General features: G+C 44.5%; 25 protein-coding genes, 1 pseudogene and 2 riboswitches. Of the genes and pseudogenes, 16 read left to right on the forward strand and 10 right to left on the reverse strand.

Translation table 11 applies throughout. The annotated features are described in order from the left end of the window. The first annotated feature begins 1,055 nt into the window (after positions 1–1,055). Positions 1,056–1,304 carry a hypothetical protein gene (locus BV372_RS07150; RefSeq protein ID WP_086685283.1) on the forward strand — a complete coding sequence of 83 codons (249 nt, stop codon included), beginning with the start codon at positions 1,056–1,058 and terminating at the stop codon, positions 1,302–1,304. A 185-nt stretch (positions 1,305–1,489) separates the two neighbouring features. Here the strand turns inward: BV372_RS07150 and BV372_RS07155 are convergent, their stop codons facing one another. Then, the gene (locus BV372_RS07155; protein ID WP_086685286.1) at positions 1,490–1,972 is read right to left on the reverse strand and encodes an adenosine-specific kinase; all 483 of its coding nucleotides are present in this window, start codon (positions 1,970–1,972) and stop codon (positions 1,490–1,492) included. 359 nt (positions 1,973–2,331) lie between these two features. On the opposite strand from BV372_RS07155, the gene BV372_RS07160 reads away from it, so the two are divergent. After that, positions 2,332–2,766 (forward strand): Rrf2 family transcriptional regulator, encoded by a 435-nt coding sequence (locus tag BV372_RS07160; protein WP_086685289.1) that lies wholly within the window; start codon positions 2,332–2,334, stop codon positions 2,764–2,766. A gap of 55 nt (positions 2,767–2,821) precedes the next feature. On the opposite strand, the gene BV372_RS07165 is transcribed toward BV372_RS07160, so the two are convergent. Continuing rightward, positions 2,822–3,256: a hypothetical protein gene (locus tag BV372_RS07165; protein ID WP_086685292.1), complete on the reverse strand. Its 435-nt coding sequence runs from the start codon at positions 3,254–3,256 to the stop codon at positions 2,822–2,824. Between the two features lie 461 nt (positions 3,257–3,717). Between BV372_RS07165 and BV372_RS07170 the strand changes: the two genes are divergently transcribed. The 6 genes from BV372_RS07170 to BV372_RS35065 all read left to right on the forward strand — a co-directional run bounded on the left by BV372_RS07170 (position 3,718) and on the right by BV372_RS35065 (position 8,686). Continuing rightward, a complete protein-coding gene (locus BV372_RS07170) occupies positions 3,718–4,062 on the forward strand; it encodes a hypothetical protein (protein ID WP_086685295.1) in 345 nt (114 codons plus the stop codon). Between the two features lie 57 nt (positions 4,063–4,119). Next, positions 4,120–6,270, forward strand: a complete 2,151-nt coding sequence (locus BV372_RS07175; RefSeq protein ID WP_086685298.1) for a pentapeptide repeat-containing protein — start codon at positions 4,120–4,122, stop codon at positions 6,268–6,270. 192 nt (positions 6,271–6,462) lie between these two features. Then, on the forward strand, positions 6,463–6,957 hold the full coding sequence (locus tag BV372_RS07180) for a hypothetical protein (RefSeq protein WP_086685301.1): 495 nt from the start codon (positions 6,463–6,465) through the stop codon (positions 6,955–6,957). A gap of 126 nt (positions 6,958–7,083) precedes the next feature. Then, a riboswitch (cobalamin riboswitch) is annotated at positions 7,084–7,239 on the forward strand. A gap of 22 nt (positions 7,240–7,261) precedes the next feature. Continuing rightward, positions 7,262–7,696 carry a DUF1636 family protein gene (locus tag BV372_RS07185; RefSeq protein WP_086685304.1) on the forward strand — a complete coding sequence of 145 codons (435 nt, stop codon included), beginning with the start codon at positions 7,262–7,264 and terminating at the stop codon, positions 7,694–7,696. Next, positions 7,693–8,439, forward strand: coding sequence for a cobalt-precorrin-6A reductase (locus BV372_RS07190; RefSeq protein WP_086685307.1), 747 nt, complete (start codon positions 7,693–7,695; stop codon positions 8,437–8,439). The genes BV372_RS07185 and BV372_RS07190 overlap by 4 nt, the downstream gene beginning before the upstream one ends. Before the next feature lie 70 nt (positions 8,440–8,509). Next, positions 8,510–8,686: a hypothetical protein gene (locus tag BV372_RS35065; RefSeq protein WP_218776691.1), complete on the forward strand. Its 177-nt coding sequence runs from the start codon at positions 8,510–8,512 to the stop codon at positions 8,684–8,686. Positions 8,687–8,746: 60 nt separating this feature from the next. On the opposite strand, the gene BV372_RS07195 is transcribed toward BV372_RS35065, so the two are convergent. The 4 genes from BV372_RS07195 to BV372_RS07210 form a co-directional block, all read right to left on the reverse strand. Beyond that, entirely contained in the window at positions 8,747–10,366 is a 1,620-nt protein-coding gene (locus tag BV372_RS07195) for a Na+/H+ antiporter (RefSeq protein WP_086685309.1), read from the reverse strand. A 165-nt stretch (positions 10,367–10,531) separates the two neighbouring features. Next, positions 10,532–11,029, reverse strand: a complete 498-nt coding sequence (locus BV372_RS07200; protein ID WP_086685313.1) for a cupin domain-containing protein — start codon at positions 11,027–11,029, stop codon at positions 10,532–10,534. A gap of 184 nt (positions 11,030–11,213) precedes the next feature. After that, complete coding sequence (locus BV372_RS07205) at positions 11,214–12,263, reverse strand: NAD(P)-dependent alcohol dehydrogenase (RefSeq protein ID WP_086685316.1); 1,050 nt, start codon at positions 12,261–12,263, stop codon at positions 11,214–11,216. Between the two features lie 146 nt (positions 12,264–12,409). Beyond that, a complete protein-coding gene (locus BV372_RS07210) occupies positions 12,410–13,102 on the reverse strand; it encodes an aldo/keto reductase (protein WP_218776690.1) in 693 nt (230 codons plus the stop codon). A gap of 133 nt (positions 13,103–13,235) precedes the next feature. Here BV372_RS07210 and BV372_RS07215 point away from each other — a divergent pair, with 133 nt between their 5' ends. Next, positions 13,236–14,177 (forward strand): AraC family transcriptional regulator, encoded by a 942-nt coding sequence (locus BV372_RS07215; RefSeq protein ID WP_256973111.1) that lies wholly within the window; start codon positions 13,236–13,238, stop codon positions 14,175–14,177. 318 nt (positions 14,178–14,495) lie between these two features. Here the strand turns inward: BV372_RS07215 and cbiE are convergent, their stop codons facing one another. Beyond that, complete coding sequence (gene cbiE / locus BV372_RS07220; protein ID WP_256973108.1) at positions 14,496–15,743, reverse strand: precorrin-6y C5,15-methyltransferase (decarboxylating) subunit CbiE; 1,248 nt, start codon at positions 15,741–15,743, stop codon at positions 14,496–14,498. A gap of 102 nt (positions 15,744–15,845) precedes the next feature. After that, positions 15,846–15,952, forward strand: a riboswitch (adenosylcobalamin-variant (AdoCbl-variant) riboswitch). Positions 15,953–15,983: 31 nt separating this feature from the next. Here cbiE and cobG point away from each other — a divergent pair. The 7 genes and pseudogenes from cobG to BV372_RS07255 all read left to right on the forward strand — a co-directional run bounded on the left by cobG (position 15,984) and on the right by BV372_RS07255 (position 20,193). After that, positions 15,984–17,456 carry a precorrin-3B synthase gene (gene cobG, locus BV372_RS07225; protein WP_086685395.1) on the forward strand — a complete coding sequence of 491 codons (1,473 nt, stop codon included), beginning with the start codon at positions 15,984–15,986 and terminating at the stop codon, positions 17,454–17,456. Between the two features lie 83 nt (positions 17,457–17,539). Continuing rightward, positions 17,540–18,166 carry a precorrin-8X methylmutase gene (locus tag BV372_RS07230; protein ID WP_086685323.1) on the forward strand — a complete coding sequence of 209 codons (627 nt, stop codon included), beginning with the start codon at positions 17,540–17,542 and terminating at the stop codon, positions 18,164–18,166. Between the two features lie 2 nt (positions 18,167–18,168). Further along, a complete protein-coding gene (locus tag BV372_RS07235; RefSeq protein ID WP_086685327.1) occupies positions 18,169–18,873 on the forward strand; it encodes a precorrin-2 C(20)-methyltransferase in 705 nt (234 codons plus the stop codon). Positions 18,874–18,945: 72 nt separating this feature from the next. Further along, positions 18,946–19,164, forward strand: coding sequence for a transferase hexapeptide repeat containing protein (locus BV372_RS07240; protein WP_086685330.1), 219 nt, complete (start codon positions 18,946–18,948; stop codon positions 19,162–19,164). Then, positions 19,161–19,589 carry a type II toxin-antitoxin system VapC family toxin gene (locus BV372_RS07245; RefSeq protein ID WP_086685334.1) on the forward strand — a complete coding sequence of 143 codons (429 nt, stop codon included), beginning with the start codon at positions 19,161–19,163 and terminating at the stop codon, positions 19,587–19,589. The genes BV372_RS07240 and BV372_RS07245 overlap by 4 nt, the downstream gene beginning before the upstream one ends. 26 nt (positions 19,590–19,615) lie before the next feature. Further along, positions 19,616–19,796: pseudogene (locus BV372_RS37415) on the forward strand (Uma2 family endonuclease); the annotation flags it as partial. Positions 19,797–19,896: 100 nt separating this feature from the next. Then, positions 19,897–20,193 carry a hypothetical protein gene (locus BV372_RS07255; RefSeq protein WP_256973109.1) on the forward strand — a complete coding sequence of 99 codons (297 nt, stop codon included), beginning with the start codon at positions 19,897–19,899 and terminating at the stop codon, positions 20,191–20,193. Positions 20,194–20,258: 65 nt separating this feature from the next. Here BV372_RS07255 and BV372_RS07260 read toward each other — a convergent pair whose 3' ends face one another. The 3 genes from BV372_RS07260 to BV372_RS07270 form a co-directional block, all read right to left on the reverse strand. Further along, positions 20,259–21,398 carry an FAD-dependent oxidoreductase gene (locus tag BV372_RS07260; RefSeq protein WP_086685339.1) on the reverse strand — a complete coding sequence of 380 codons (1,140 nt, stop codon included), beginning with the start codon at positions 21,396–21,398 and terminating at the stop codon, positions 20,259–20,261. Positions 21,399–21,569: 171 nt separating this feature from the next. Then, a complete protein-coding gene (locus tag BV372_RS07265) occupies positions 21,570–23,186 on the reverse strand; it encodes an ATP-binding protein (RefSeq protein WP_086685397.1) in 1,617 nt (538 codons plus the stop codon). Between the two features lie 60 nt (positions 23,187–23,246). Continuing rightward, positions 23,247–23,852 (reverse strand): chemotaxis protein CheX, encoded by a 606-nt coding sequence (locus BV372_RS07270; protein ID WP_086685342.1) that lies wholly within the window; start codon positions 23,850–23,852, stop codon positions 23,247–23,249. Positions 23,853–23,859 lie beyond the last annotated feature (7 nt).

A 23,859-nucleotide genomic window follows, 5' to 3' on the forward strand; every position in this document is an offset into this window, starting at 1 on the left:
CAGAATTCAGAAGTAAAACAGTCTTTATGCTTGGGTTTGAGGCTTAGAATCTGTACTTCACTAACTTGAAATTCGCTGTATGTAATTAATGAGTTTATGCGTTTGCTTGGCTCCTAGCGGGGTTAATGATTAAAGTTAGCCTTGATTAAATAGAGTCATCAATCCAGAAATTAGAAATGCAGTCTTGAGAGTGGGGTGAGACTGGTTTAGGAGCGATCGCTAATCTGATTTATTCTTCGCCTACCACCAACATGAAACCCTCTCTCAATACTGAAAAGAGGGTTTGATAGCTTCCTTGAAAATTCTTGGTATGCATCTAAAAAAGGATGTGGTTATATTTAGAGGCTATGCTGAACTAACGATATCTTGCCATTTGCATAGCTACAAGCATTGAAAAGGCAAAGCCAGACTTAAAAAGCGCTCAGTGAAGCACCTATAGTCAAGAGCAAAAACATGCCTATTACGATCAAGAATATTCTAAAGTATGGAGCATGATTAGATTTGTCGAGATATTTATTTCTCTTGCGCTCTTCATCAGTTAAGTTTATCAAGGGCATTTCCCGCATGAGTTGTTGCCTCCAAGTTTAATTAACTTAAGGGAATAAAATTTATCTTCCTTATATTTTTCATTAAACTACAAACCAACAAACATGATGAGTAATTGATAGAAACATATATAAAAATTCAACCATTGTAATTAATTACAAATATCATCAAAACTTAATACAGCTTAAATCCAACCTAGTATTTCTTGGCTGGTTGCCGTTAACTTAATACAGTGATTTTTCAGAATGGTAATAAAAAATCAGTTTATAGAATATATTTATTTTATCGAATGGTAATAAAAAATCAGGTTGCAAAAATCCTATTGAGTTAATCATAATTGTATGTACCCTAACGCACGGGAAAGAGGCTAATAACCATGCAATTATTAAGTAATAAAGAAAAAAAATGGGAAAATGGTAATCATCCTCTAAATTGGGTAAATAGCTTAATTTTAAGATTATTTTAATTAGCTAAACAACCTAGCTGTATAGTATGCAAGGAGCCAGGTGATGGAACAGTGCAACAACACCGATAAAGACAGCTTTTTCTATACTTATGCTCGTGAGTATGGACGAATGAAAGCAGAAAATCTAGAATTTTCGATTAATATCAGAGAATTTTCTCAAAGAGTTGAATTTATTACCTGTTTAGAAACTAACGGTAAACTCTCTCCAGAAGAAGCCTACAGGCAGATTAAATCTTTATGGCAAGATTTGAAAAATTCTAAAAAACTAAGAGAGATTAGCAACAACTCTTAAGCATTAAAATAAAATGCTCGCTAGCGATAATAAATCGGGTGCATCCACTTTCGGCAAATAGCTCCTCAGACTCCAAGTCTGGGGACAAACAAACATCAACGCGTAGCGGTAAGTCCTTATTTGAATAAGCTTAGCTTCAACTTAAATTCACAATTTAAAGACTTATTGCGCAGGTACTTTAAAAGTTAAAGCTTATAACCAATCTGGCGTAAAAACACCTGACGCGTGTTTACATCTTCAGGTGTTTCTAATCCTTTAGGCGAAAATCCATCAATAACACCAAGAATCCCTTTTCCTTGCTTGGTTTCAGCTACAATTACCTCTACTGGATTTGCCGTTGCACAATAAATCATGCAGACTTCTGGACACTGCTTGATAGCATTAAGGAAGTTGATTGGGTAAGCTTCTCTGAGTAGAATGATAAAACTGTGACCTGCACCAATAGCTATAGCATTCGTAATTGCTGCTTCTTCTAGAGAGCGATCGTTTCCTGTAGTTCTGATGAGGCATGGTCCTGAGGCTTCACAGAACGCAATCCCAAATTTCACCTGTGAAGATATACTTACCATAATTTCATATAGGTCTTCCACTGTTTTGATAAAGTGGGTTTGCCCCAAGATGAGGTTACAGTCTGCCGGAATTTGCATTGCAACTGCTTTGAGTTCCATTTTTGTTTTACCCTCTTAGCGCAGAACTCAGCGAAAACAAAGTTGTTATGTCACTATTGTTGTATCTCTAGGAGTGCCTATCTTAAGAAGTACACAATTCCTAACTTCATGAGATTTTCCCATTTTTAATGAGACTAACTAATGCTCAAACTTGAATCAAGCCCTCTGGGCAGAAAATACGCTATATTAATAACTTTTATTTATCGAATTAAAAAATAAAAATATTTGCTTCTATCGTTAAGAGTCTCTAAAGTTAAATCAACTATTCAACTAAAGATTAATTATCAAGTTTTTTAATTCAAAACTTGAAGCAAAAGTCAACAGTAACATTACATTCTTAACTTTAATATATTACACCTGTGGAAATCTCTAACAAATCTGAATACGCACTTCTAGCTCTGTTAGAGTTGGCGAGTCGTTACCCTAGTGGTGAATCTCTACAAATCCGGCAGATGGCAGTACTGCAAGATATACCGAACCGCTATTTAGAGCAATTGCTAGCGACTTTGAGGCGTGGAGGCCTGATTAAGAGCATACGTGGGGCCAAAGGCGGCTATGTTCTGGCACGAGATCCTCGGAAAATTAGTTTGCTGGAAGCTTGGAGCTGCATTGAAGGGGTAGATGCTGTTGCTCCTATTGATAAAAATTCTAAAACAGTAGAAACTCAAATCATTGAAGAAATTTGGCACGAAGCACGTCAAGCGGCTAACTCTGTTTTAGAAAAATATACGCTCCAAGACCTTTGTGAACGGCGAAGCAAACAGCGCGAAAAAGAACTGATGTACTACATTTAATCGGAAACGGGGAACTGAATTACTGTTCCCCGTTTCTTAATAGCTAACAAAGCAACTATTTAGATGGCTTTTGTGAAATTGAGAGGGTATAGTTAAACTTCCCTTGAGATGAGTCACCTACATAAAGTGAGTATTCTCCTGCTGGCCAGTAACCAGCCAGCTCTGCTTTGCCTCCAGAGTAACTGTCTGCTAAAACACAGAACTTTCCTCCAGGTCCATCAATCAGCAAGGTGGGCTGTCCTTTACTCTCAACAGTGACGCGCAAGTAAGGCAGCGACTCTGGAACCTGGATAACTTGACTGGGTGTAGCAGGAATATTACCGCAATTGCTTTTCACCGAACCCCCAGAACTGCCATTGAAAACTAAAGGGTCAGGGCTGAAGTTGCGATTAACGATTTTTGGAGCGTCCTTTGCTAAATTAACATCGTTAAGCGCCAAACTCATCGCCAAGGCTGCGGGAACGACTGTAAATATTCTAAGTATTTTCATATGATTAGATTAATGCTCCCGACTGTTTATTAAGCGATATTTTTAGACTTAATCTAAGTTTTTAGACGATGTTCATCAGTTTGTGTTCCAAAATACAACGTATAAATTTTTATATTCATATATAAGAAATATATGAGATAAAGAATGATGAAAAAAGCATCAAATAACTGTATGGTATGGAACTGCAAGTAGAGAGCACTTACGGAGAAAACAAAAACCGAAGTAACTAGTATGACTTTTATTAATTAATATTTTGATTCCTGTTCAGTCCTGTACTATTTCGGAATTTCCGGATTTGAAACGACGGCTCATGAAATCCTTGCCATGAAGGTGTTTGAGAAATTTATGATTGTAACTTTTAAACAAAATGATATTGTGAACTGTCTAAAAATATTTGGCAACCAGATACATTAGCTAAAATCACATACAAAACCGCCTATAAGCTGAGGTAAAAAAGATTTATGAATCCTCAACCAGAAGAAGACTTGCAACGTCGCCTGCAAAAGCTAGAGGCAGATATTAATTCCTCGTCAGCCGAAGTTTCCCCAACAGAAGAACGAAAACAAACCTTTCAATTCAGTTTTGGGAGCTTAAACTCGCAGCTGACACGAATACAAAGCTGGTTCAACACCTTGTCTGGAACGAAAAAGCTAGTAGTCTTGGGTGTGACGGCGGTATTAGGTATAGCGATGTTGCAAACATTTCTTAAGCTTGTAGCCTCCGTCATCAGTCTGGCAGTGTTGGCACTGTTAGTGTATGTTGGATACAAATTTTTTGTGTCTAGTAGCTTTCAACATAAAAAATAGTCTATTTAAACCACGCCGCAAGCGGTGTAGAAATAAAGTCAAAGGGAATTAATTACGATGGCGACCCCAATTGTCAGGAGCAGTAATAATCAATCGAGGCGGTCAAAAGACCCGGAAAAATCTAACTCACTACCACTAGTATCTAGACGTGTTGCCGCTTGGGCAGCGGAAATCACACTGGTGGTTACTAGTGGCTTGATTCCCTTCGGCTTAGGCGTGTATGCCAATTCCAGAAGCGATTTGAACCGTGTACCTGTTAACCCTGTACTAGTGGTAACAGAAAGAGCGATCGCCCGACCTTTAGCATTGCCTGTTAGCTATGGTATCCGTAACGTAGCCTGGCCCACTAATATTTTGTGGAGTATCGCCTTGTTAGCACCCGTGACAATATCGGGATGGCAGTTATATTTACTGGCAAAAACAGGTAGCACAATTCCGAAGCGGCGATTTGGCATTCGAGTAGTGAACGAGCAAGGGTCAGCACCAGGTTTTGGGGCAGTTATAGTCCGAGAAGGACTTGGTCGTTGGACTGTACCGCTATCTGTCGCTTATCTTCTGTGGCGCTACAGTTTAGCCTTTCCTAACTTAGGAGTTTTTGCAGTTTTGGCTTTATTGGCGATCGCAGGTGAAGGAATTGGCTTACCTTCAAAGCAGGGGCGGCGTGCATTGCATGATATTTTGGCAGGTACTCATACAGTAGATGCCACTCGTCCTTTGCCAGCCTCACTCGTAGATGACAACAAGCGAACTCAGCCCGATGACGTAGAGCAATCGCCGACAGAAAATCAAGAAGTAGCAAGTGCAGCTGAAAATACACAGTTGCATCCCCTATTAGCGTTGATCCGGCGCAATCCTAATCTTACCCTGAGCGGAGTTGCCCTCCTGAGCATGGTAGCTGTGTTGGCAACTTTAGTAGGCACTCAAGTCTACATCCAAACTCAGGAAACCCAACGTAAATCTCAACAAATCAACAGCCAACAGTTTCTAGAACTCGTAAAGCAGCTCAACCCCAACTCGACTGCTACAGATGAAGAGCGTCGCAGTGCAATTCTCGCTATGGGTACTCTTAATGATCCGCAGGCGATTCAATTCCTTACAGATCTACTGGTTAAAGAAACCAATCCTACCCTAGTGGATACAGTTCAACAAGCTTTGGCACATGTCGGGCTGAAAGCTATCCCTGAATTAAAAAATCAGAATCAGTTTCTGGCTGGTGAGGTCGATGGAAACGCTAATGCACCCCAAGATCAGGAAACGCGACAAAAGCGGTTACAACTGAACCAAAAAGCGATTAACAAAATTCTCGCTGTTTACAGTGGTCAAAGTAGTGGCGTCGATTTGAGCCGTACCCAATTGGGTTTCACTGGCTCTGAAGCTAATCCTTTGTTTAACTTGGTACTAGACAACGTTGATTTATCGGGAATTAAATTCAAGTCTGCAAATCTTAATCAAGCTAGTTTTCGCGGTAGTCGCTTTCGCAGCGTAGGTGAAGATGGACGCTGGGATACCTACGACGATGTTATGGCCGATTTGAGCCAGGTGCAGATGAAGCAAGTCAATTTCACCGATGCTAATCTCAGCCGCGTGGTAATGAACCGTAGCGATTTGAGCCGTTCCACTCTTAATAGAGCTAACTTATCCGATGCACGGTTAATTGGTGCTAACCTCAGCAGCACCCAGCTAGTAGGAGCCGATTTGCGTGGCGCAGTTCTAGAAAATGCCAGCCTGACTGGAGCAGATTTAGGCGATGCCAAATTGAACGAAGCTGATTTATATGGGGTGCGTTTAGGTCGCGTAACTGCCATAGGCGCTCAATTGTCCTATGCGAACTTAACCAAAACCGATTGGCAAGGAGCAGACTTATCTGGAGCCGATTTAGAACGTGCCAATCTCAGCAATGCTAATTTGATTGCTACTCGTCTGACTGGTGCCGTTTTGCGTTCAGCGCAAATGCAAAATGCCAATTTGCAAAATGCTGACCTGAGCCTTGTAGATTTACGGGGAGCAAATGTCGCAGGAGCTGATTTTCAGGGGGCAATTCTTTCGCCCACCAAAGAAGATCCAGCAGATCAATTTGTCCAAACGCCATCTAAAGGATCAGTTTCTGCTGTAGTGCAAGGAGTTGATTTTTCTCAAGCCAAACACTTAGATGCCAAACAACTGGCTTACATTTGTACTCAAGGAGGCATTCATCCTCGTTGCCCATAGCAGAGAAGTCTGAGCACCGGAAGCCGACGCTCAGAACTTCGCAGGGGCAAGGATAATAATGCTTCATTCTCCATGCCCTATGCCCATGCCCACCAACAACTGACCACTAACCACTGATTATTACCAATAACAGCGATAACATAGGTATTAAAAGGAACCTTGACAATTTCAGATGGTGTGAGGAAACGGGCAATGAAGCATCTCCGATATTTGATTGCAGTTCTAGGGGCTGGTTCGCTGTTGAATCTTGCTATGAGCATTCAGCCAGCACAAGCGCAAGTAGCATATGGTAGTTATGTTGGTATAGGTCCATCTGTGGGATTGAGTGATGGTCTTCAACTCGGTGGGGTAATTGCTTTTCGTTATAAACTTTTAGAGTCACCAATTTCTTTCCGTGCTCAGGCTTTAATAGGTCAGGGTACAGCAATTGTGCCCACAGTTTCTTACGATGTACCTTTGAACTGGCAAACTGATGCCTACTTAGGAGCGGGATTAGCCTTGGCTAGTGGGGATGACCCTTCTCCTGTGGGTAATAAAATTAGCTTTGCCTTGCAACCAGGAATTGATTACGTTGTACCAAATAGCAACACTGTTCTTTTTGGCAACGCTATTATTGCTTTTGACGCCTACCGTAATGGTAGTGGTACTGCTTTTTCGTTGCAAGGTGGCGTAGGTTTAAGATTTTAAGAGTAAATATAAATAGTACGGAACTTAGATTCCCAAGTCTTTAAGGCGTGGGATTTTTTTTATTTTTAACCGCAGAGGAAACTCGGAGGAAAGCAGAGTTCGCTTTCATCTGATAGCAGTAGTGTATGATTTAACAAGCCATTTGGTTCTGGTGGGGAGCAGCCACCAGAGGTAACGGGGAAAGTCCGGTGTAAATCCGGCGCTGTCCCGCAACTGTGAACCAATTTTGCAAATTCCAAAATTGAGTGAGTCAGGATGCCCACCAAATGTTAAGTGTTTTGTTCTACACATCTGCGAGGTACAGATGACTGCTGTTAATAATTCTGAAACTAGTAACTTGGGTGTATCCTCCCATACCCTATTTGTTTGCAAAACCTGTGCCAGTGTTTGGCAAGATGGCAAACGCTTAGGTGAAAGTGGCGGTGAAAAACTACTAAAACAGCTTCAAGACCTGGCACAAGATTGGGAGCTGCGAGATCAATTTCCCATTCAGCAAGTAGAATGCATGAGCGCTTGTAACCGTTCCTGCGTCGTGGCTTTTGCAGCGCAGGGCAAAATTACATATCTTTTTGGCGATTTAGCAGTTGATGAAAGTGCATCTGCGGTTTTGGAATGTGCTAGCCAATACTACAGTAAGGATGATGGTTTACTGCCTTGGTCAGAACGACCAGAAGCGCTGAAAAAGGGTATTTTGGCAAAAATTCCACCTCTACCTGCTTTGAAACCAAAATTGGTATGAAGCGGGTTTTGATTTTGGGTGGAACCGGAGATGCGGTAGAATTAGCGGCTAGAGTCGCTAGTATCCCGCGAATCGAGGCGATCGCATCTTTAGCCGGTCGTACTCACCAACCATCAGTCCCGTCTGGTAGTGTCCGAATTGGGGGATTTGGTGGTGTAGCTGGATTGGCTAGCTATTTGCATGAGATGGAAATCAACTTTTTAATAGATGCAACTCATCCCTTTGCTAGCCAAATTTCCTTTAATGCGGCGGCGGCGGCGATGAAAGTTGGTATAGCCCGTCTGATGTTAAACCGCCCTGTTTGGAAAAAGGTAAGTGGCGATCGCTGGCTTGAAGTTGATAATATTGCAGCCGCAGCCGCAGCGCTATCAAATCAAGCACAGCGAGTATTTTTAACTGTTGGTAGACAAGAACTCAACACCTTTGCGCACTTAAAAGGAATTTGGTTTTTGATGCGGGTGATCGATCCGCCTAACCCTGATGTATTGCTACCGCCAGGTTTGGTATTGTGCGATCGCGGTCCCTTTGCCTTGGATAATGAGCGAGAAATTCTCATTCACCACAAAATCGATACTATTGTCAGCAAAAATAGCGGTGGTGATGCCACTTACGCCAAGATTATTGCGGCGCGAGAACTGGGTGTCAAAGTCGTGATGGTAAACCGTCCAGCTACACCACCAGGGGAGCAAGTAAGTAACGTTGAAGATGCTGTGGCTTGGTTACTTGACAAATTGCACAATTAGTTTACTAACTATGTGATAGTGAATCAAATTCATAAAATGAAAGTGTTCACACTATCTAGAGGGTTGCTACATGGTGACGCAACGGCAACCACAGCAACCACACATTAACGAAACTCCAGCGTTGGAAAGCGGTGATAGATCGCCTCGCCACGAATTTGAGCGTCGCTATCAAGCTATGCCCGAACATCAGAAAGCTGAATTAATTGAAGGAGTCGTCCCTTCAATTTTTCACCTAACAATCGCCTAACCCGCTGCTCGCGCCCGTGATAACAGCTTTTCCTTTGGTGTTGTTGCTGATCATTTCTCCTTACTCGGCGTCGGATTCCTGTAAACCGATTTCCCGGACTTTGAATTCTTCCACGTCGGTCAACAAGAGATACTTCCTGATCAACTCTTCGTCAAACTCGGCACGGCGATTCATTTTGTTCAATAGATTTCGTCGTTGCTCCAGCACTTCCAGGTAAATGGATTGATAACCTTGTAATGAGTTTTGCCAGACGAAATTTGATTCTTCGAGTTGGCGATCAAAAAATTTCAGATCGATTTCGAGCTTCGAGAACAAATTATCCAAGTGTTCGTTTCGCGCCCGCTCTGGGCTGTATTTTTCTTCCAGAAAGCGAAGCGAAGCCTGCGCTAATTTTTTTTGAATGATGATTTCCTGCTTTTGTTCAGGGATAAGGGTGAACCTATCCTTGAGGTTTACTTTGCGGATCAGCCAGGGAAGCGTTAATCCTTGAAAAACCAGGGTCATTAGAATGACGATAAACGTGATAAAGAGAATTAGGTCACGATAGGGAAACGGCTGTCCTGCTTGAGTGAGTATCGGGACGGAAAGTGCAGATGCCAGTGATACCACACCGCGCATTCCTGCCCAACCGAAAATCAGCGGACCTCTCCATCCCGGATTCGGGTCTGACACCGTGATAAAACGGCTCATGAATCTCATCAAAACAGAAGTTCCTAATGTGCAAAGCAGCCTGGTTACAATCAGCACGAAAGCGATGATCAATCCGTACCAAACGGCACTGCCTAAACTAATGTTTCCAAGTTGCCGAGTGACAAACGGCAACTCGAGTCCGATGAGCAAAAAAATCAATCCGTTCAGGACAAAGACCAGATTAGCCCATACATTTAAACCTTCAACCCGGCTCCGGTAACTCAGTAAACTATTGCGCTTGCTGGATAACAGAAGTCCACCACTGACGACCGCTAGCACGCCCGAAACATGAAAGTGTTCGGCAAAATAATACATACAGTAGGGCGTGACCAGTGATAAAACGATTTCGATGCTGGGCGTTGTGGGTAATAAACGATGAATGGCGTAGAAAATCAACCCGACAACGAGTCCGATCGAGATTCCCATTAGAATAACGACAACGAAGTTGACGGCTGCCTCTTGAAAATGGAACTGTCCGGTGAGGACTGCCGCCAACGCGAAGCGAAACACGATCAGCGAGGAGGCATCGTTGAGCAAGCTTTCGCCTTCAATAATTCTGCCCAGGGATTTCGGCACGTTTACCCGCTGCATGATAGTCGTTGCGGAAACGGCATCAGGCGGTGAGATAATGCCACCCAAAAGAAAGCCCAGCGCTAACGTAAAACCGGGAATCAACGCACTGGAGACAACCGCGATCGCGCACGAAGTTAAGATGACAATCGGAAAAGCAAAACCGATGATTAACCCTCGCCATTTCCAGAATTCTTTCCACGAGACTTGCCATGCCGCTTCATAGAGCAGGGGTGGAAGAAAAATCAGGAAAATTAGCTCTGGATTAATGGTGATATTTGAAAACGGAGCGATGAAACTCAGCGCGAGTCCGCCCAATACGAGTACGATCGGGTAAGCCAGTCGCAGCTGATTGGCGATCGTGACCAGTCCAAGAATGATCAAGATGAGGCAAATATATTGAATGAAAATGCCTTGCATTAAGAGTTTTGTTTATTCACGAATAGATTTTTCCAAACGTCTCCAATCAGCGGCAGCAGACAAAAACGAACTCAGCATCAGCAGATCTCGTTTGTCCGCTGCATTTGAGCCGATATGCCGCGATTCCTTCGGAGTTGCGCTTTGCACTAATCGCTCCAGCAGGCATCAATCTTCAGCAGATTGCTTGCTGCTCCAAAAAAGTTGAAGCGCTGCCTCATCGACGATGTAAGCTGACTCGCTATCCCTAATCACCCGTTTACCAAGCCGAGGAAAAACACCGACATCTAAGCGTCCTGCTTCTCCACCCATCAGGTATACAAGGTCTTCATTGAATGGGTTACGAAGATGATGCGGTTGTTGAGGTAGCCCAAAACCCATAAAGTCTCCTGGTTCAACTTCGTATTCCCTATCTCCAATTTCCGCAATCCCTCGACCTGACAAGATGTAAACCCATTCTTCTTCATTCTGGTGAGCGTGGTAAATGAAAGATTCCTTGCCCGGCGGTACACGAGCGATTGTCACACCAATGCGTTTAAGACCGACAGCACGCCCAAGAAACCGTAAATAAATTTCTGAATTGGGATTGAGCGGATGATGAAACTCAAACGCATCTATTGCATTAATGTCGGATGCTTTCAGCAGAGAATGTTGTTCGCCAGTCACGTTGATGTTCTCCTATCAAGTTGGCAAAGGGTCTGAATACCACAATAAAGCCTAAACCGCTCCGCAGACACCCTTCACCTACTACCCTACCGAAACCTCAAATTCAATCTTGAACAATGAGAGATGTCATTTTTCAATGTTTGCGCGTTTGCATTTTGATTTCTCCTTCGAGGTTTCACCTCGGTTATTCAGATTTAAGAGATGCCATATCAATCACGAAGCGGTACTTCACATCGGACTTGAGCAGGCGATCGTAGGCTTCGTTGACCTTCTGGATGGGGACAACTTCGACATCAGCAGTGATGCTGTGTTCACCGCAAAAGTCAAGCATCTCCTGGGTTTCGGCAATGCCGCCAATGCTAGAGCCGGAGAGACTGCGGCGGGCCATAATGAGGCTGAATGCCGCAACATCCAGGGGCTTTTCGGGTGCGCCGACCAAAGTGATGTTGCCGTCGAGGCGGAGCAGGTTGAGGTAGGCGTTGATGTCGTGTTTGGCGGAGACGGTGTCAAGGATGAAATCGAAGCTGCCCGCGTGTTTCTGCATTTCGTCGGCATTGCGGGAGACAACCACTTCATCAGCACCGAGGCGAAGCGCGTCTTCTGTCTTGTCTGGCGAGGTGGTGAAGACAACGACATGAGTACCGAACGCATGGGCAAATTTCACCGCCATGTGTCCCAGCCCACCAAGACCAACCACGCCAACCTTTTTGCCCTCGGAAACACCCCAATGGCGTAGCGGTGAATAGGTTGTAATCCCAGCGCAAAGGAGTGGTGCAACTCCAGCCAGGTCGAGATTGTCTGGGACGCGCAGAACGAAACGTTCATCGGCGACAATGCTATTGGAGTAGCCGCCATAAGTGACTCCTCCCAGGTGCTTGTCTGGGGAGTTGTAGGTGAGGATCGTATTTTGGCAAAACTGCTCAAGTCCAGCCTTGCAATGGGGGCAGGTCAAATCCGAATCGACCATACAGCCGATCGCCGCCAGATCGCCGGGTTTGTACTTCGTAACTGCCGAGCCAACCTCCGTGACACGGCCCACGATCTCATGACCGGGAACGATCGGGTAGACCGTGCCGCCCCACTCGTTCCGCACTGAATGGAGATCGGAGTGACAGATACCGCAGAAGAGAATTTCAATCTGAACGTCGTGTTCAATTAGATCGCGCCGCTTGATTTGGGTAGAGGCCAGGGGTGATGTTGCACTGGCTGCGGCATAAGCTTTCGTGTTGTACATAAATGGATGCTCCTATTGGTTTACGTGTAGTGTCTGGTATTGCATGTCACTGACCTGTTCGATCCAGTCCACGGTATTGCCGTATTCTCAACAGACTGTTCAACAGTAGGAAGCACACGGAACTGCCTTTTGAACGGTGCTGCATTCTACCAGGCGTAAGCCTTAGGTGCCTCGCCGCCGGGTCCGGGCCAAATCTCGTCGAGCTGTCGGAGCATCTCGTCTGAGAGGGATATCTCCAAGGCCCGCAGGCTCTCGGTCAGTTGCTCCACGGTGCGTGGCCCGACGATCGGAGCCGTGACGGCAGGGTTGTGCAGCAGCCAGGCCAGTGCGACATCCGCAGGGACTTCACCAAGCTCCTGACATAGCGCTTCATAGGACTTTAGCTGCGAGAGATGCTGCTCGATCTGCTGCTGCATCCGCGAGTCGGCCCGACGGCCCTCGGTGGCCTTACGCAACAACCCGCCCAGCAGCCCACCACCGAGAGGACTCCAGGGAATGAGGCCCAGGTCGTAGTGCCGGCAGGCAGGGATTACCTCCAGTTCAATCGTGCGGGCGTTTAGGTTATAGAGACTCTGCTCGGACACCAAGCCCATGAAGTGGCGACCCTCGGCGGCGCATTGTGCGGTAGCGATATCCCAGCCAGCGAAGTTGCTGCTGCCGACGTAGATCACCTTGCCTTGCTGTACCAGGAGTTCCATTGCCTGCCAAATCTCCTCCCAGGGCGTGCGTCGATCAATGTGGTGCATTTGGTAGAGGTCGATGTGATCGGTCTGTAACCGACGCAGGCTGTCCTTTCTATTGAATAAAAATCTAGAATGTTTACAAGAAGCTGGAATCATTTTTCATCGCTTTAGCTTCATTGTAAGAATCTTGAAGGGCAAGCAATAGAACAATCGTCTAAAATTGTTGTACAATCCTGCAAATTTAGAAATGAACGCTGCCAAAACGAGTGAAAAGTCCGATATGGATTTAATGAACGACCCGCAGGCAAAGCGTGAGGCAGAAAGGGCGCAAGCCAATAGAGAAGAACTGACTGAGCGGATTGCCCAGGCTATTCGTCATGATGGGACGATTGAGCCGCTTTCTGGATTGCACTTCAACCGCTCCTCCTCGCCTTCGGAATGCGTTCATAGTGTTTCTATACCTGCCTTTTGTGTGATCGCTCAAGGCAGCAAAGAAGTCCTGCTGGGCAGCGATCGCTATCAGTACGACCCTATGCATTATCTGCTTGCTACAGTCGAACTGCCGATTGCTAGCCAAATTCTGGAAGCGTCCAAAGAGCAACCGTACCTTAGCCTTCGCCTCGATCTCGACCCTACCCTTGTCGGTTCAGTCATGGTTGAGGCAGGGCATCCCTCATCGCGCAGCCGTGCTGATGTGAAAGCGATTGACGTAAGTCCTTTGGATGCAAATCTGTTGGACGCTGTGGTGCGGCTCGTCAGGCTTCTAGATTCCCCTGCTGAAGCTCATGTTCTCGCACCACTAATTAAGCGGGAAATCATTTACCGACTCCTGATGGGAGAGCAAGGTGGAAGGCTGCGTCAGATTGCTGTTCTGGGTGGCTACACCCACCACATCGCCAGAGCCGTTGATCGCCTTCGGAAAGACTTTAACCAGCCGCTTCGGATTGAAGATATTGCACGAGAGTTTGGAATGAGTGTCTCGGGCTTTCACCATCACTTCAAGTCTGTCACAGCAATGAGTCCTTTGCAGTTCCAGAAACAACTGCGGCTCCAGGAGGCTCGCCGTCTAATGCTGGGGCAAAACCTTGATGCTACCAGTGCTGCCTACCATGTGGGGTATGATGATGCCTCGCATTTCAACCGGGAGTATAAGCGGCTCTTTGGTGCACCACCGATGCGCGATGTGGAGCGGCTGCGAGAAGCTGTTAGGGAGACAGCTAGTTCAATATGATTTCCTCAAGACGTCCTAATCTTGCCAGAAATCGTTAAAACATTGTGGAGACAGATCTGTGTAGCGCACCGTATGCTGAATGTTTTTGTGTCCTTTGATAAATGATCATATAGCGGTTTCCAGTCTGCTAAAGTAAGAAGTTATCCGTGGTCATCTGTGGTTAATTACTTCTTCTTGTACCTCACTGGGTTGTAAAACGCTATAAACGCCGATAAAAAATAATGGATGCAAGAGACTCCATGAGCTGCGCTCACAAGGAACAATGAAAATCTTAACCCTTCCTTCTCTTCTGCCTCCTACCCTATGTTCAAGGCAGGTTTATTGGAAAAGAAATGATTGATGTGTGGCTGAAGATTTTACTACTACCCACTGTGTAACAGGTGCCATTCCTCGCCAGCCTAAAAATTTACCAATCGGTTCCGCACGTTGGATTGCAATGCGGGTGAAATTTCCACCAACTTGTTCATACCATTTAAATAAGGTTTGCTCGCCCTCAATTGTGACGACATTTGCTACTAAACGTCCACCAGGCTTTAATGCTGACCAACAAATATCAAATAAACCATCGGCTGTTACTCCCCCACCTATGAAAATAGCGTCAGGTTGGGGTAAATCTTTGAGAGCATTTGGCGCTTTCCCAGCAATAATTTGCAGATTTGGTACACCTAAAGCAGCAGCATTATCGGCAATGTAGCGTAGCCTAGATGAGTTTTGTTCAATAGCGATCGCTCGACATCTCGGATGAGTCCGCATCCATTCTATAGAGATTGAACCACAACCCGCGCCAACATCCCATAGTAGTTGTCCTGGTGTGGGTGCTAGGGTAGCTAGGGTAATCGCTCTAACTTCATGCTTCGTTAACTGTCCATCGTGGTGATAGGCGTTATCTGGCAATCCTGCGATTCTGGGTAAAGATACGACACCAGCATCGGCAAGACAATCAACTGCGATCGCATTTAAAGCAGCAATATCTATTTCACTCCAAGTTGCAGCTATACCTTCTACAATGCGTTCCTGTGTTCCACCCATCCGTTCTAAAACTGTCATTTTGCTGCCACCATAGCCCCGTTTTGTCAAAATTTCTGCCACAATCGCGGGTGTATCTTTGCCTTCACTCAAAATCAGTAGCCGCGCCCCAGGATAGATGTAAGACTGGATCGCGGAAACTGGACGACCGCACAAGCTAAGGGTTTCCACTTCCGTTAATGACCATCCCAGTCTGGCACAGGCGAGACTGAAGGTTGAAGGTGCAGGGATAATCGTGATTTGAGAGAGGGGAATTTGCTTGGTTAATGTTACACCAATGCCGTAACACATGGGATCGCCACTAGCCAGTACGCATACAGATTGACCGCGACGTTTGATAATTTCGGCTACTGAGGCGCTAATGGGGGAAGTCCAGACGATTTTCTGGCGTTGGTCGTGACTAGGAAGCATTGCCAAATGGCGATCGCCTCCTACTATAACTTCAGCTTGGTCTATTAGGAAACGGGCGATCGCACTTAACCCCTGTAACCCATCTTCGCCAACGCCTACGATAGAAAGCCATTTATGTAAGTCTATCAATGAAGTTTTAGATCTATAGCTCGATTAAAAAAATGTTATCAGGTGATGAAAATTATGAAGCATCGAGAATTCTTACAGGGTTCTCATGCTAAATTACTAAAGCTTAGAGTTGGGAAACTCCGGTGAAATTCCGGGACTGTGCCGCAGCTGTCAAGTAAGTCAGAATGCCAACTCTCAGGCTGTCCTGAAAAGACATATATCATCTACATCCTTGCGTTGCACGGGGAAGGAGTTCGAGTTTTGCTGTCCGGATTTACCAAATGTCCAGGCTTGTTTTACGCCACACCTGCTCAAGATGGTATATTATCTCGCATTAGAATACCAGGTGGCATTTTAAATAGCAAGCAGTGCCGCGCGATCGCAGAGATAGCTGACCTATATGGCGGTGGCTATGTTGATGTGACTAATCGGGCTAACCTGCAAATTCGGGAGATTCATCAAGGAATCAATGCTGAGGTGCTGAAGCGCCTACAAAAGTTAGGGCTAGGTTCTAATAACACAGCGGTAGATCAGATCCGCAATATTATGACCAGCCCAACTGCTGGTATCGATCCCCAAGAATTAGTGGACACCCGTCCCTTTGTACAAGCCTGGGATAATTACATCAAAGCCAATTCTCAACTATCAGCACTGTCTGCTAAGTTTAGTGTCTGCTTTGATGGCGGCGGCATTGTTTCAGTAAGCGATCGCGTCAATGATATCGTCTTTGCTGCTGTCTTAGTTGATGGTAATGTGTACTTCCGTCTTGGTTTGAGTGTCGGCGCAAAGGGTAAACCAGCCAAAGATACAGGAATTTTATTGCCATTAGAGAATTGCTTACCAGTCTTGGCAGCTTTAGCAGATGTCTACCTAGCTCATATTGATGCTAGTAGTAAACACAAGCTGCGTCTGCGAGAGGTAGTGAACAGTTTGGGCTGTGAAAATTATCTTCAAGAAGTCCAGCAACGTCTAGCTTTTCCTCTATCTTCTCTTGGGCAAAAAGAGAAATTTGTAGAGAGAACTGCTACTAAATATCACCATATTGGCATTCATCCCCAGCGTCAGCCGAGTTTATTTTATCTTGGCGTCGTGTTGCCCTTAGGTCGCATAGAAACAATGCAGATATTGGGGTTAGCTGAGTTAGCAGAAAAATATGGTAGCGGTACTCTGAGGCTTACTCCTAGGCAAAATATACTCCTGACAGATATTCCGCAACAATGGGTTGCTGATGTTCAAAGTAAAATGGCTGCCTTGGGATTAGATTGTTCAGTTAGCAACATTAACAGTGTATTAGTTGCCTGTTCTGGCAAAAGAGGATGTGCTGCTTCTATTACTGACACCAAAGGCGACGCTTTAGCATTGGCAGAATATCTCAAAAATCGCGTTTCCTTAGACAGCCCTGTGAATATCCACTTTAGCGGCTGTGCTAAATCCTGCGCCCAACATAGCAAAAGTGATATCACCTTACTCGGTGTCAGCGTTGAGGAGGAGAATGGAACGGTGGAGGGTTATCGGGTTTATGTAGGTGTTGACGATAATGACCTACAATTTGGCCGCGAATATCAATTTGTAACTGTTGCGAAATTGCCTGCGTTGATAGAACGGATGCTGCTAGTATATAAAACCCAACGCCTGAACCATGATGAGACTTTTAGGGAATTTGCTAATCGATATCAAATCAGTCAATTAAAACAATTATGCGATCGCTCCCATGTTCTTAATCAGTGCCAATAAGGGCTAAAGTCCTGACTACGAACTTACGCCGATAGCTATTTACTAGATAAATCTAAAATTTTAAATCCAAAATCTTAAATTGAATGCCTGATTATATTCAAGATGCCAAGGAAATCTACCGTAATTCATTCGCAATCATCCGGTCGGAAGCGAATCTGGAAATATTGCCGCCAGATGTAGCAAAAGTGGCAGTTCGTCTAATTCATGCCTGTGGAATGACGGACATTGTCACTGATGTGGGATATTCACCAACAGCGGTGCAGTCTGGACGGGCAGCATTGGCAAATGGAGCGCCAATTCTGTGTGATTGCCGAATGGTAGCTGAAGGTGTTACAAGGCGGCGATTACCTGCGAATAACCAAGTTATCTGCACTCTCAACGCTCCCGAAGTCCCAGAACTGGCTGAAAAGATGGGTACTACAAGATCGGCGGCTGCCTTAGAATTATGGCGAATGCATCTTCAAGGAGCAGTGGTGGCAATTGGTAATGCGCCCACTGCCCTATTTAGGTTGTTGGAAATGCTGGATGAAGGTTGCCCTAAACCTGCGGTTATCTTGGGTTTTCCCGTTGGGTTTGTCGGTGCGGCAGAGTCGAAAGCCGCCCTAGCAGCAGATAGCCGTAATGTACCATTTTTAACATTACATGGTCGGCGTGGTGGAAGTGCGATCGCCGCCGCCGCAGTTAACGCCCTAGCAACAGAGGAAGAATAATTATGACAACTAAAGGTCGTCTCTATGGTATTGGTATAGGCCCTGGCGATCCAGAACTTTTGACCCTGAAAGCGCTACGGCTGTTGCAAGCTGCGCCTGTAGTTGCCTATCAATCGGCAACAGATAAAGAGAGTATTGCCAGAAAAATCATCGCACCATATCTTCCAGGTAATCAAATCGAGGTACTGTATCACCTCCCCCGTGCTTTGGAGCCAGAACAAGCAAAGTCGATTTACGACAAAGAAATTGAACCGATTGCCGCACATTTAGCCGCAGGACGGGATGTGGTAGTGGTTTGTGAGGGCGATCCGTTTTTCTACGGCTCGTTTATGTATGTTTTTACGCGCTTATCTGAGGAGTACGAAACAGAAGTTGTCCCTGGAGTCTCATCGCTGATGGCTTGTCCGGTAGCCTTGGGTGTACCATTCACCTACTACAACGATATTCTCACCGTTTTGCCTGCACCTCTACCAGCAGAAGAATTGATCACACAACTATTAACCACCGATGCAGCCGCAATCATGAAATTGGGCCGTCACTTTACTAAAGTGCGTGATATTTTGCATCAACTGGGGTTAGCATCGCGGGCACTTTATATTGAACGAGCAACAATGGCGCAGCAAAGAATTGTACCTTTAGATGAAGTTGATCCGGCAGAGGTGCCTTATTTTGCGATGATTGTCATACCCAGCAAGAGTAGATTATAAGCTTTGGTAAAAGTTGTTTGAGATCAGATAAATTAGCTAACTGCGATTACAAGTCAAGCCTGGGGGCAAATTATGTTAAATGAAGTGACTATTGAACAGCGTTTAGCAACTCTTGAGCAGACGGTTGCGGATCTCAAACGTCGAATAGTTGATGTTCCTACCGCTAGTAATTGGCTGGAGAAGGTAATTGGCTCAATCTCTGATGAACCAGCATTTCTGGAAGCTTTAGAGTATGGACAGTTATTACGTCACGCTGACATAGATACAGATGAAGTTGATGAACAACTGTGAGATATCTGCTTGACACTGACCACATCAGTTTTTTGCAACGGCGCTCAGGAGCGGAGTATGCAACATTAGCCGCTAGGATTGCTCAGTACCCACCTACGGATTTTGCCTTTTCTATTATCAGTTTTCATGAGCAAGTAATTGGCGCTCATACCTTTATCACTCGCTCCCAAACACCTGCTGATGCAGTTCGTGGATATACTCTGCTGCAAGAAATTATTCAGGGTTTCTCGGCTGCGCCAGTTTTACCATTCGATGCTGGAGCAGCAGCAATTTTTGAGGGGTTACGAGCGCAAAGAGTTCGCATAGCGACAATGGATTTAAGGATTGCTGCGATCGCTCTTTCGCGAGGCTTAGTGCTGTTGACTCGTAACATGGTTGACTTTAACAGAGTTCCGAACTTGACTACAGAAAATTGGACATTATAAAAAACGCTGCAAGTTTAATAGCTCCCATGAATGTGGCCACACCTAAACGATTTACAGTGGATGAGTATCATCGGTTGATTGAACTCGGATTTTTTAAAGAGACCTGAGCCAGATGTTGTAATTGCACGCGGAACAGATGAAGATTATCTCGCTCATCATCCTTATGTTGAAGATATTTTGTTAGTTATCGAAATTTCCGATAAAACCTAGGATTAAGACAAGTTTGGCTTAACAAACTCTATTGTGCTGCTAAAGATATCGGAGGCGACTTTCAGATTACAGAAACAGATTTTTAACCAGGAGATATATGATGAGTAGTCTGTACGATCTAATTCGCAAAATCCAAAAACGTCCTTCTTTTTATCTAGGTAAACCTTCTGTGTGTAACCTACGTTCCTGTATTTCTGGCTATATTCTAGCCCGTCGCGAACTTGGTATTTTTCAAACCGACGAAGAACGGCAATTTACAGAATTTCAAACTTGGATTCAAAGCAAATTTCACATCTCTTCATCGCAATCTTGGGACAAAATAATCCTGTTTTACTCCGAAGACGAACACAGCGCTTTGGATAGCTTTTTCAAGCTATTTGAAGAATTTACCTAATCCCATACGTTTCAGCACGAGCGCCCGCTTGTAGGATGAATGCGATAAATTAAGAAGAGTTAAAATTAAACTCTGTAGGCGTGAATTGAGTGAAAGCTATTATTAATTGCTGCTGCCATGAGCTTCATAAATGTGTTGCGTAAGGCTACAGCATAACGATTTTCTAATTCTCCCATTTTCCCCGAGCGCAAAGACTGTTCCACAATCGATTTAGTCCGCCCAAACCGCTGTGACTCGTATTGTTGAAAGGCAGATGTTGGGTTTGATTGTGCTTGTAAACACTTGGTAATTACAAGTGCGTCTTCCAATGCCATGCACGCTCCTTGTCCCAAGGTTGGTAGCATGGGGTGGGCAGCATCTCCTAGGAGTGTAATATTTTGCTTTCCCCAAGGTCTAGCGGGGATGCGATCGTAGAGAGCAGTTTTGAGAATATTAGCTTCATCTGTCGCCGCAATCAATTCTAGAATCGACGGAAACCAACCTTGAAACATTTCCTCAAGTTCTCTTTTGCGTCCCAGTGCTGAATCAGGTTGTCCCTCTGGTGCTTTAGCTGCTGCGTACCAATACATCCGATTCTTGCCCAGCATCATAAATCCAAAGGCTTTAGCTGGGCCAAAAAACTCTCTGATATAGCTAGAAAGGTATCCGCTGGGAATGTAATCTGTTAGACCACGCCAAGTGGTAAAGTTGCGATAAATAGGTGGGTAATCTCCGAATAGTCCTGCTCTTACCCGCGATTTAAGCCCATCAGCACCAATCAAAGCATCGCCATCAACTATCAAGTCAGAGGCGAAATAAGCCTGAACTTTGTCTTCGACTTGCTCAAATCGCTCAAAAAGTTGCCCTAAAACAAACTTTTCTTTTGGCAAATTGCTCCAAAGTAGTGCGTGTAAGTCCGCACGATGGATTCCCAAAACTGGCAAATCGAATCCATTTACGGCTATGTTGACTAATTCTTTTCCGCTTTGCGAATTAAATTGATAATTTGTGATGGGATTGCCTACACGGATCGCATCTTCTAACAAGCCTAAATTTTTGAGAACATGAGTAGCATTTGCCCACAGTGCAATTCCCGCCCCGACTTCTCGTAATTCGGAGGTGCGTTCGTAAACAGTGACATCAAAGCCAGCACGATCAAGGGCAAAGGCGGTTGCTGCACCGCCAATACCTCCTCCAACTATGATGATTTTCTTTACTGTCTGCATATTAGACCTTCTGCATCAGTCGATGTTTTAGATATCAAACCACAGATAAACACTGATGCACACTGATATTTATCTGTGTTTATCGGTGTTCATCTGTGGTTCCTTTTTGTCTTATGCAGATTTTTGTCAGAACTCTTTGTATCAAGCTATTAATCAACTCTTACGCTCTCCTCAACTTTTAACGAGTGAAGCGATCGCCGCTACTAATTTTGAGGGATCGGCTGGTTTAGCTATATGCAATTGAAATCCAGCAGCAAACACTTGTTGTTGTGTTGTCTCTGCGGCGTAAGCAGTTAGGGCGATCGCAGGAATCTGTCCACCTTGATCAACCGACATGGCGCGGACTTGGCGGATCAAGGCGTAGCCATCAACTTCTGGCATACCTAAATCACTCAATAACAAGTCTGGCTTTGATTGGGCGATCGCAACAAGTGCTTCATGAGCTGAGGCGGCGATCGTGGCGATCGCTCCTTGCTGTTCTAAAAAAAAGGCGAGAAACTCCCTGGTATCAACATCATCATCCACAACTAACACCTTAATTCCTGCTAGGGGAGCATGAAGCACAGCCAATGAATAGGAATTCTCATATAAGTTTCGATCTCTCTCGGCTAATTTCAACTTCTTTTGCAGCGCTGGTAAAGCAACTGTAAATGTTGCGCCTTGTTCTTCTCCTGGACTTTCTGCCCAAACTCTACCGCCATGTAACTCTACTAGTTGGCGTACAATTGCTAAACCTAGCCCTAATCCACCTGACCTTCTAGTGATACTACTATCTGCCTGACGGAAATACTCAAATACATGGGGCAAAAATTCCTGACTAATACCCTTTCCCGTATCCTGGACTTGGATTTCTATTTGAGAATCAATTTGTTTTAAATTAACTTCGACTTGTCCACCTGATGGTGTGAATTTGATCGCGTTAGAGAGCAGATTCCAAACAATTTGTTGCAGACGGCTACTATCGCCTTTGACCGCTGCAACTCTTTGATCTAGATTCAAATTAATTTGAATTGACTTTGCTTCTGCTGCCAGCCTTACTGTGTCTAAGGCAGCTTCAATAATAGAAGCCAAATTAACAGTTTCTAAACTCATTGCTAGCTTACCTCGGAGAATCCGAGAAATATCTAACAAATCGTCAATTAACTGCGCCTGAAGTTCAGCATTGCGTTCGATAGTTTCAACAGCGCGAAGAGTTGCAGTTTCATTTAACGAACGTTTTTTGAGTAACTTTGCCCAACCCAAAATTGGATTCAGAGGAGAACGAAGTTCATGGGAAACAATAGCGAGAAATTCATCTTTAATTCGGTTCGCAGCTTCAGCGGCTTCTTGTGCTCGTTGGCGTTCTTCTGCTTCCGCTAATGCCTGATCTCGTAAGTTCTTATACTCCTGAACTCGCAATGTCAAATCGGTAACATCTTGAATTGAGAATAAAGCATAAAATTCATCTTTATCAGTTGCAGATACGGCAGTTACCGTTGTGTGTTGAATGCGGTATTTGCCTTGAGGTAGTGGTATAGGAATGACATATTTATGCAGCTGAGAAGAAAAGATTGTTGGCGGACCACCTTGAAAAATTTGCTCTAAGCGACTAGCGTAACGAGGCTGACTTAGATGCGGAAAATAATCAAGAATAGAAACTCCTAAAATTTTGCTTCTCGGAATTTTAGTCCATTGCTCTAAACAACTATTCCAGAATAAAACAATGTGGTCTGACTGTAGAACAAAAGCTCCTAAAGTAATTTTATCTAAAAGTCCAAATTGTTCTTGAGCTTGTTCAACTTTGTTCATAATTTCATCAGACCACTTTTGAAAATTTTCCTGTACAAACAATTACTCCTATTTTATCAATTATGATATTCCTAACTCTTTGTTAATCACCTTGATTAATGCATCAAAAGTGTCTAATTCAAAAATTAAAATAATATCTCCAATTAGTTCTAATTGTTCAATTGTGAATCTTGCTTGTGCTAGTAAAATATGCGACTGGCTGACATTTGCCGAAGCCAACAAATTTTCAATTTTATCTTCTAAATAAACTGGTAATGTATAATTCATGTGCTGCCTGAGCACATTACTAATCGAACCCATCACTCCATTAATTACTATATTGCCAATTTCGCTTAATGTACCAATTTTTACGGCATCAAGATCAGTCGAACCTGGCTCTTCGCCAGTCAGAACTGCAACCAATGTAGATGCACTTTCAGTTGGAAAAATTAAGCCAGCGGTGCCATAAAACGAGCCTGTAAAGCCAAGCCTGACAGCTGCCAAACAATCATCATGAAATCGTGTAGCTAATTCTCGATAAGCATCCGCAGCTTTTAATACTTTTACAAACGGAATTTCTAGGCGAATGTGAGAGTCTACCATCTCATTCAGTAGACTAGCGGCTCGACCGACTCCAATATTAATCAACTCTTGTAGGGCATCCAGTTGTTCTCCTGTTACATCCATTTATGCT

The sequence above is a fragment of the Nostoc sp. T09 genome (genome assembly GCF_002154695.1).
GTDB lineage: Bacteria > Cyanobacteriota > Cyanobacteriia > Cyanobacteriales > Nostocaceae > Aulosira.

Coding starts and splice junctions, on each gene's coding strand:
- BV372_RS07150 (WP_086685283.1), top strand. CDS start 1,056: ATGGAACAGTGCAACAACACCGATAAAGACAGCTTTTTCTATACTTAT.
- BV372_RS07155 (WP_086685286.1), bottom strand. CDS start 1,972: ATGGAACTCAAAGCAGTTGCAATGCAAATTCCGGCAGACTGTAACCTC.
- BV372_RS07165 (WP_086685292.1), bottom strand. CDS start 3,256: ATGAAAATACTTAGAATATTTACAGTCGTTCCCGCAGCCTTGGCGATG.
- BV372_RS07170 (WP_086685295.1), top strand. CDS start 3,718: ATGAATCCTCAACCAGAAGAAGACTTGCAACGTCGCCTGCAAAAGCTA.
- BV372_RS07175 (WP_086685298.1), top strand. CDS start 4,120: ATGGCGACCCCAATTGTCAGGAGCAGTAATAATCAATCGAGGCGGTCA.
- BV372_RS07180 (WP_086685301.1), top strand. CDS start 6,463: ATGAAGCATCTCCGATATTTGATTGCAGTTCTAGGGGCTGGTTCGCTG.
- BV372_RS07185 (WP_086685304.1), top strand. CDS start 7,262: ATGACTGCTGTTAATAATTCTGAAACTAGTAACTTGGGTGTATCCTCC.
- BV372_RS07190 (WP_086685307.1), top strand. CDS start 7,693: ATGAAGCGGGTTTTGATTTTGGGTGGAACCGGAGATGCGGTAGAATTA.
- BV372_RS35065 (WP_218776691.1), top strand. CDS start 8,510: ATGGTGACGCAACGGCAACCACAGCAACCACACATTAACGAAACTCCA.
- BV372_RS07195 (WP_086685309.1), bottom strand. CDS start 10,366: ATGCAAGGCATTTTCATTCAATATATTTGCCTCATCTTGATCATTCTT.
- BV372_RS07205 (WP_086685316.1), bottom strand. CDS start 12,263: ATGTACAACACGAAAGCTTATGCCGCAGCCAGTGCAACATCACCCCTG.
- BV372_RS07210 (WP_218776690.1), bottom strand. CDS start 13,102: ATGATTCCAGCTTCTTGTAAACATTCTAGATTTTTATTCAATAGAAAG.
- BV372_RS07215 (WP_256973111.1), top strand. CDS start 13,236: ATGAACGACCCGCAGGCAAAGCGTGAGGCAGAAAGGGCGCAAGCCAAT.
- BV372_RS07230 (WP_086685323.1), top strand. CDS start 17,540: ATGCCTGATTATATTCAAGATGCCAAGGAAATCTACCGTAATTCATTC.
- BV372_RS07235 (WP_086685327.1), top strand. CDS start 18,169: ATGACAACTAAAGGTCGTCTCTATGGTATTGGTATAGGCCCTGGCGAT.
- BV372_RS07240 (WP_086685330.1), top strand. CDS start 18,946: ATGTTAAATGAAGTGACTATTGAACAGCGTTTAGCAACTCTTGAGCAG.
- BV372_RS07255 (WP_256973109.1), top strand. CDS start 19,897: ATGATGAGTAGTCTGTACGATCTAATTCGCAAAATCCAAAAACGTCCT.
- BV372_RS07260 (WP_086685339.1), bottom strand. CDS start 21,398: ATGCAGACAGTAAAGAAAATCATCATAGTTGGAGGAGGTATTGGCGGT.
- BV372_RS07265 (WP_086685397.1), bottom strand. CDS start 23,186: ATGAACAAAGTTGAACAAGCTCAAGAACAATTTGGACTTTTAGATAAA.
- BV372_RS07270 (WP_086685342.1), bottom strand. CDS start 23,852: ATGGATGTAACAGGAGAACAACTGGATGCCCTACAAGAGTTGATTAAT.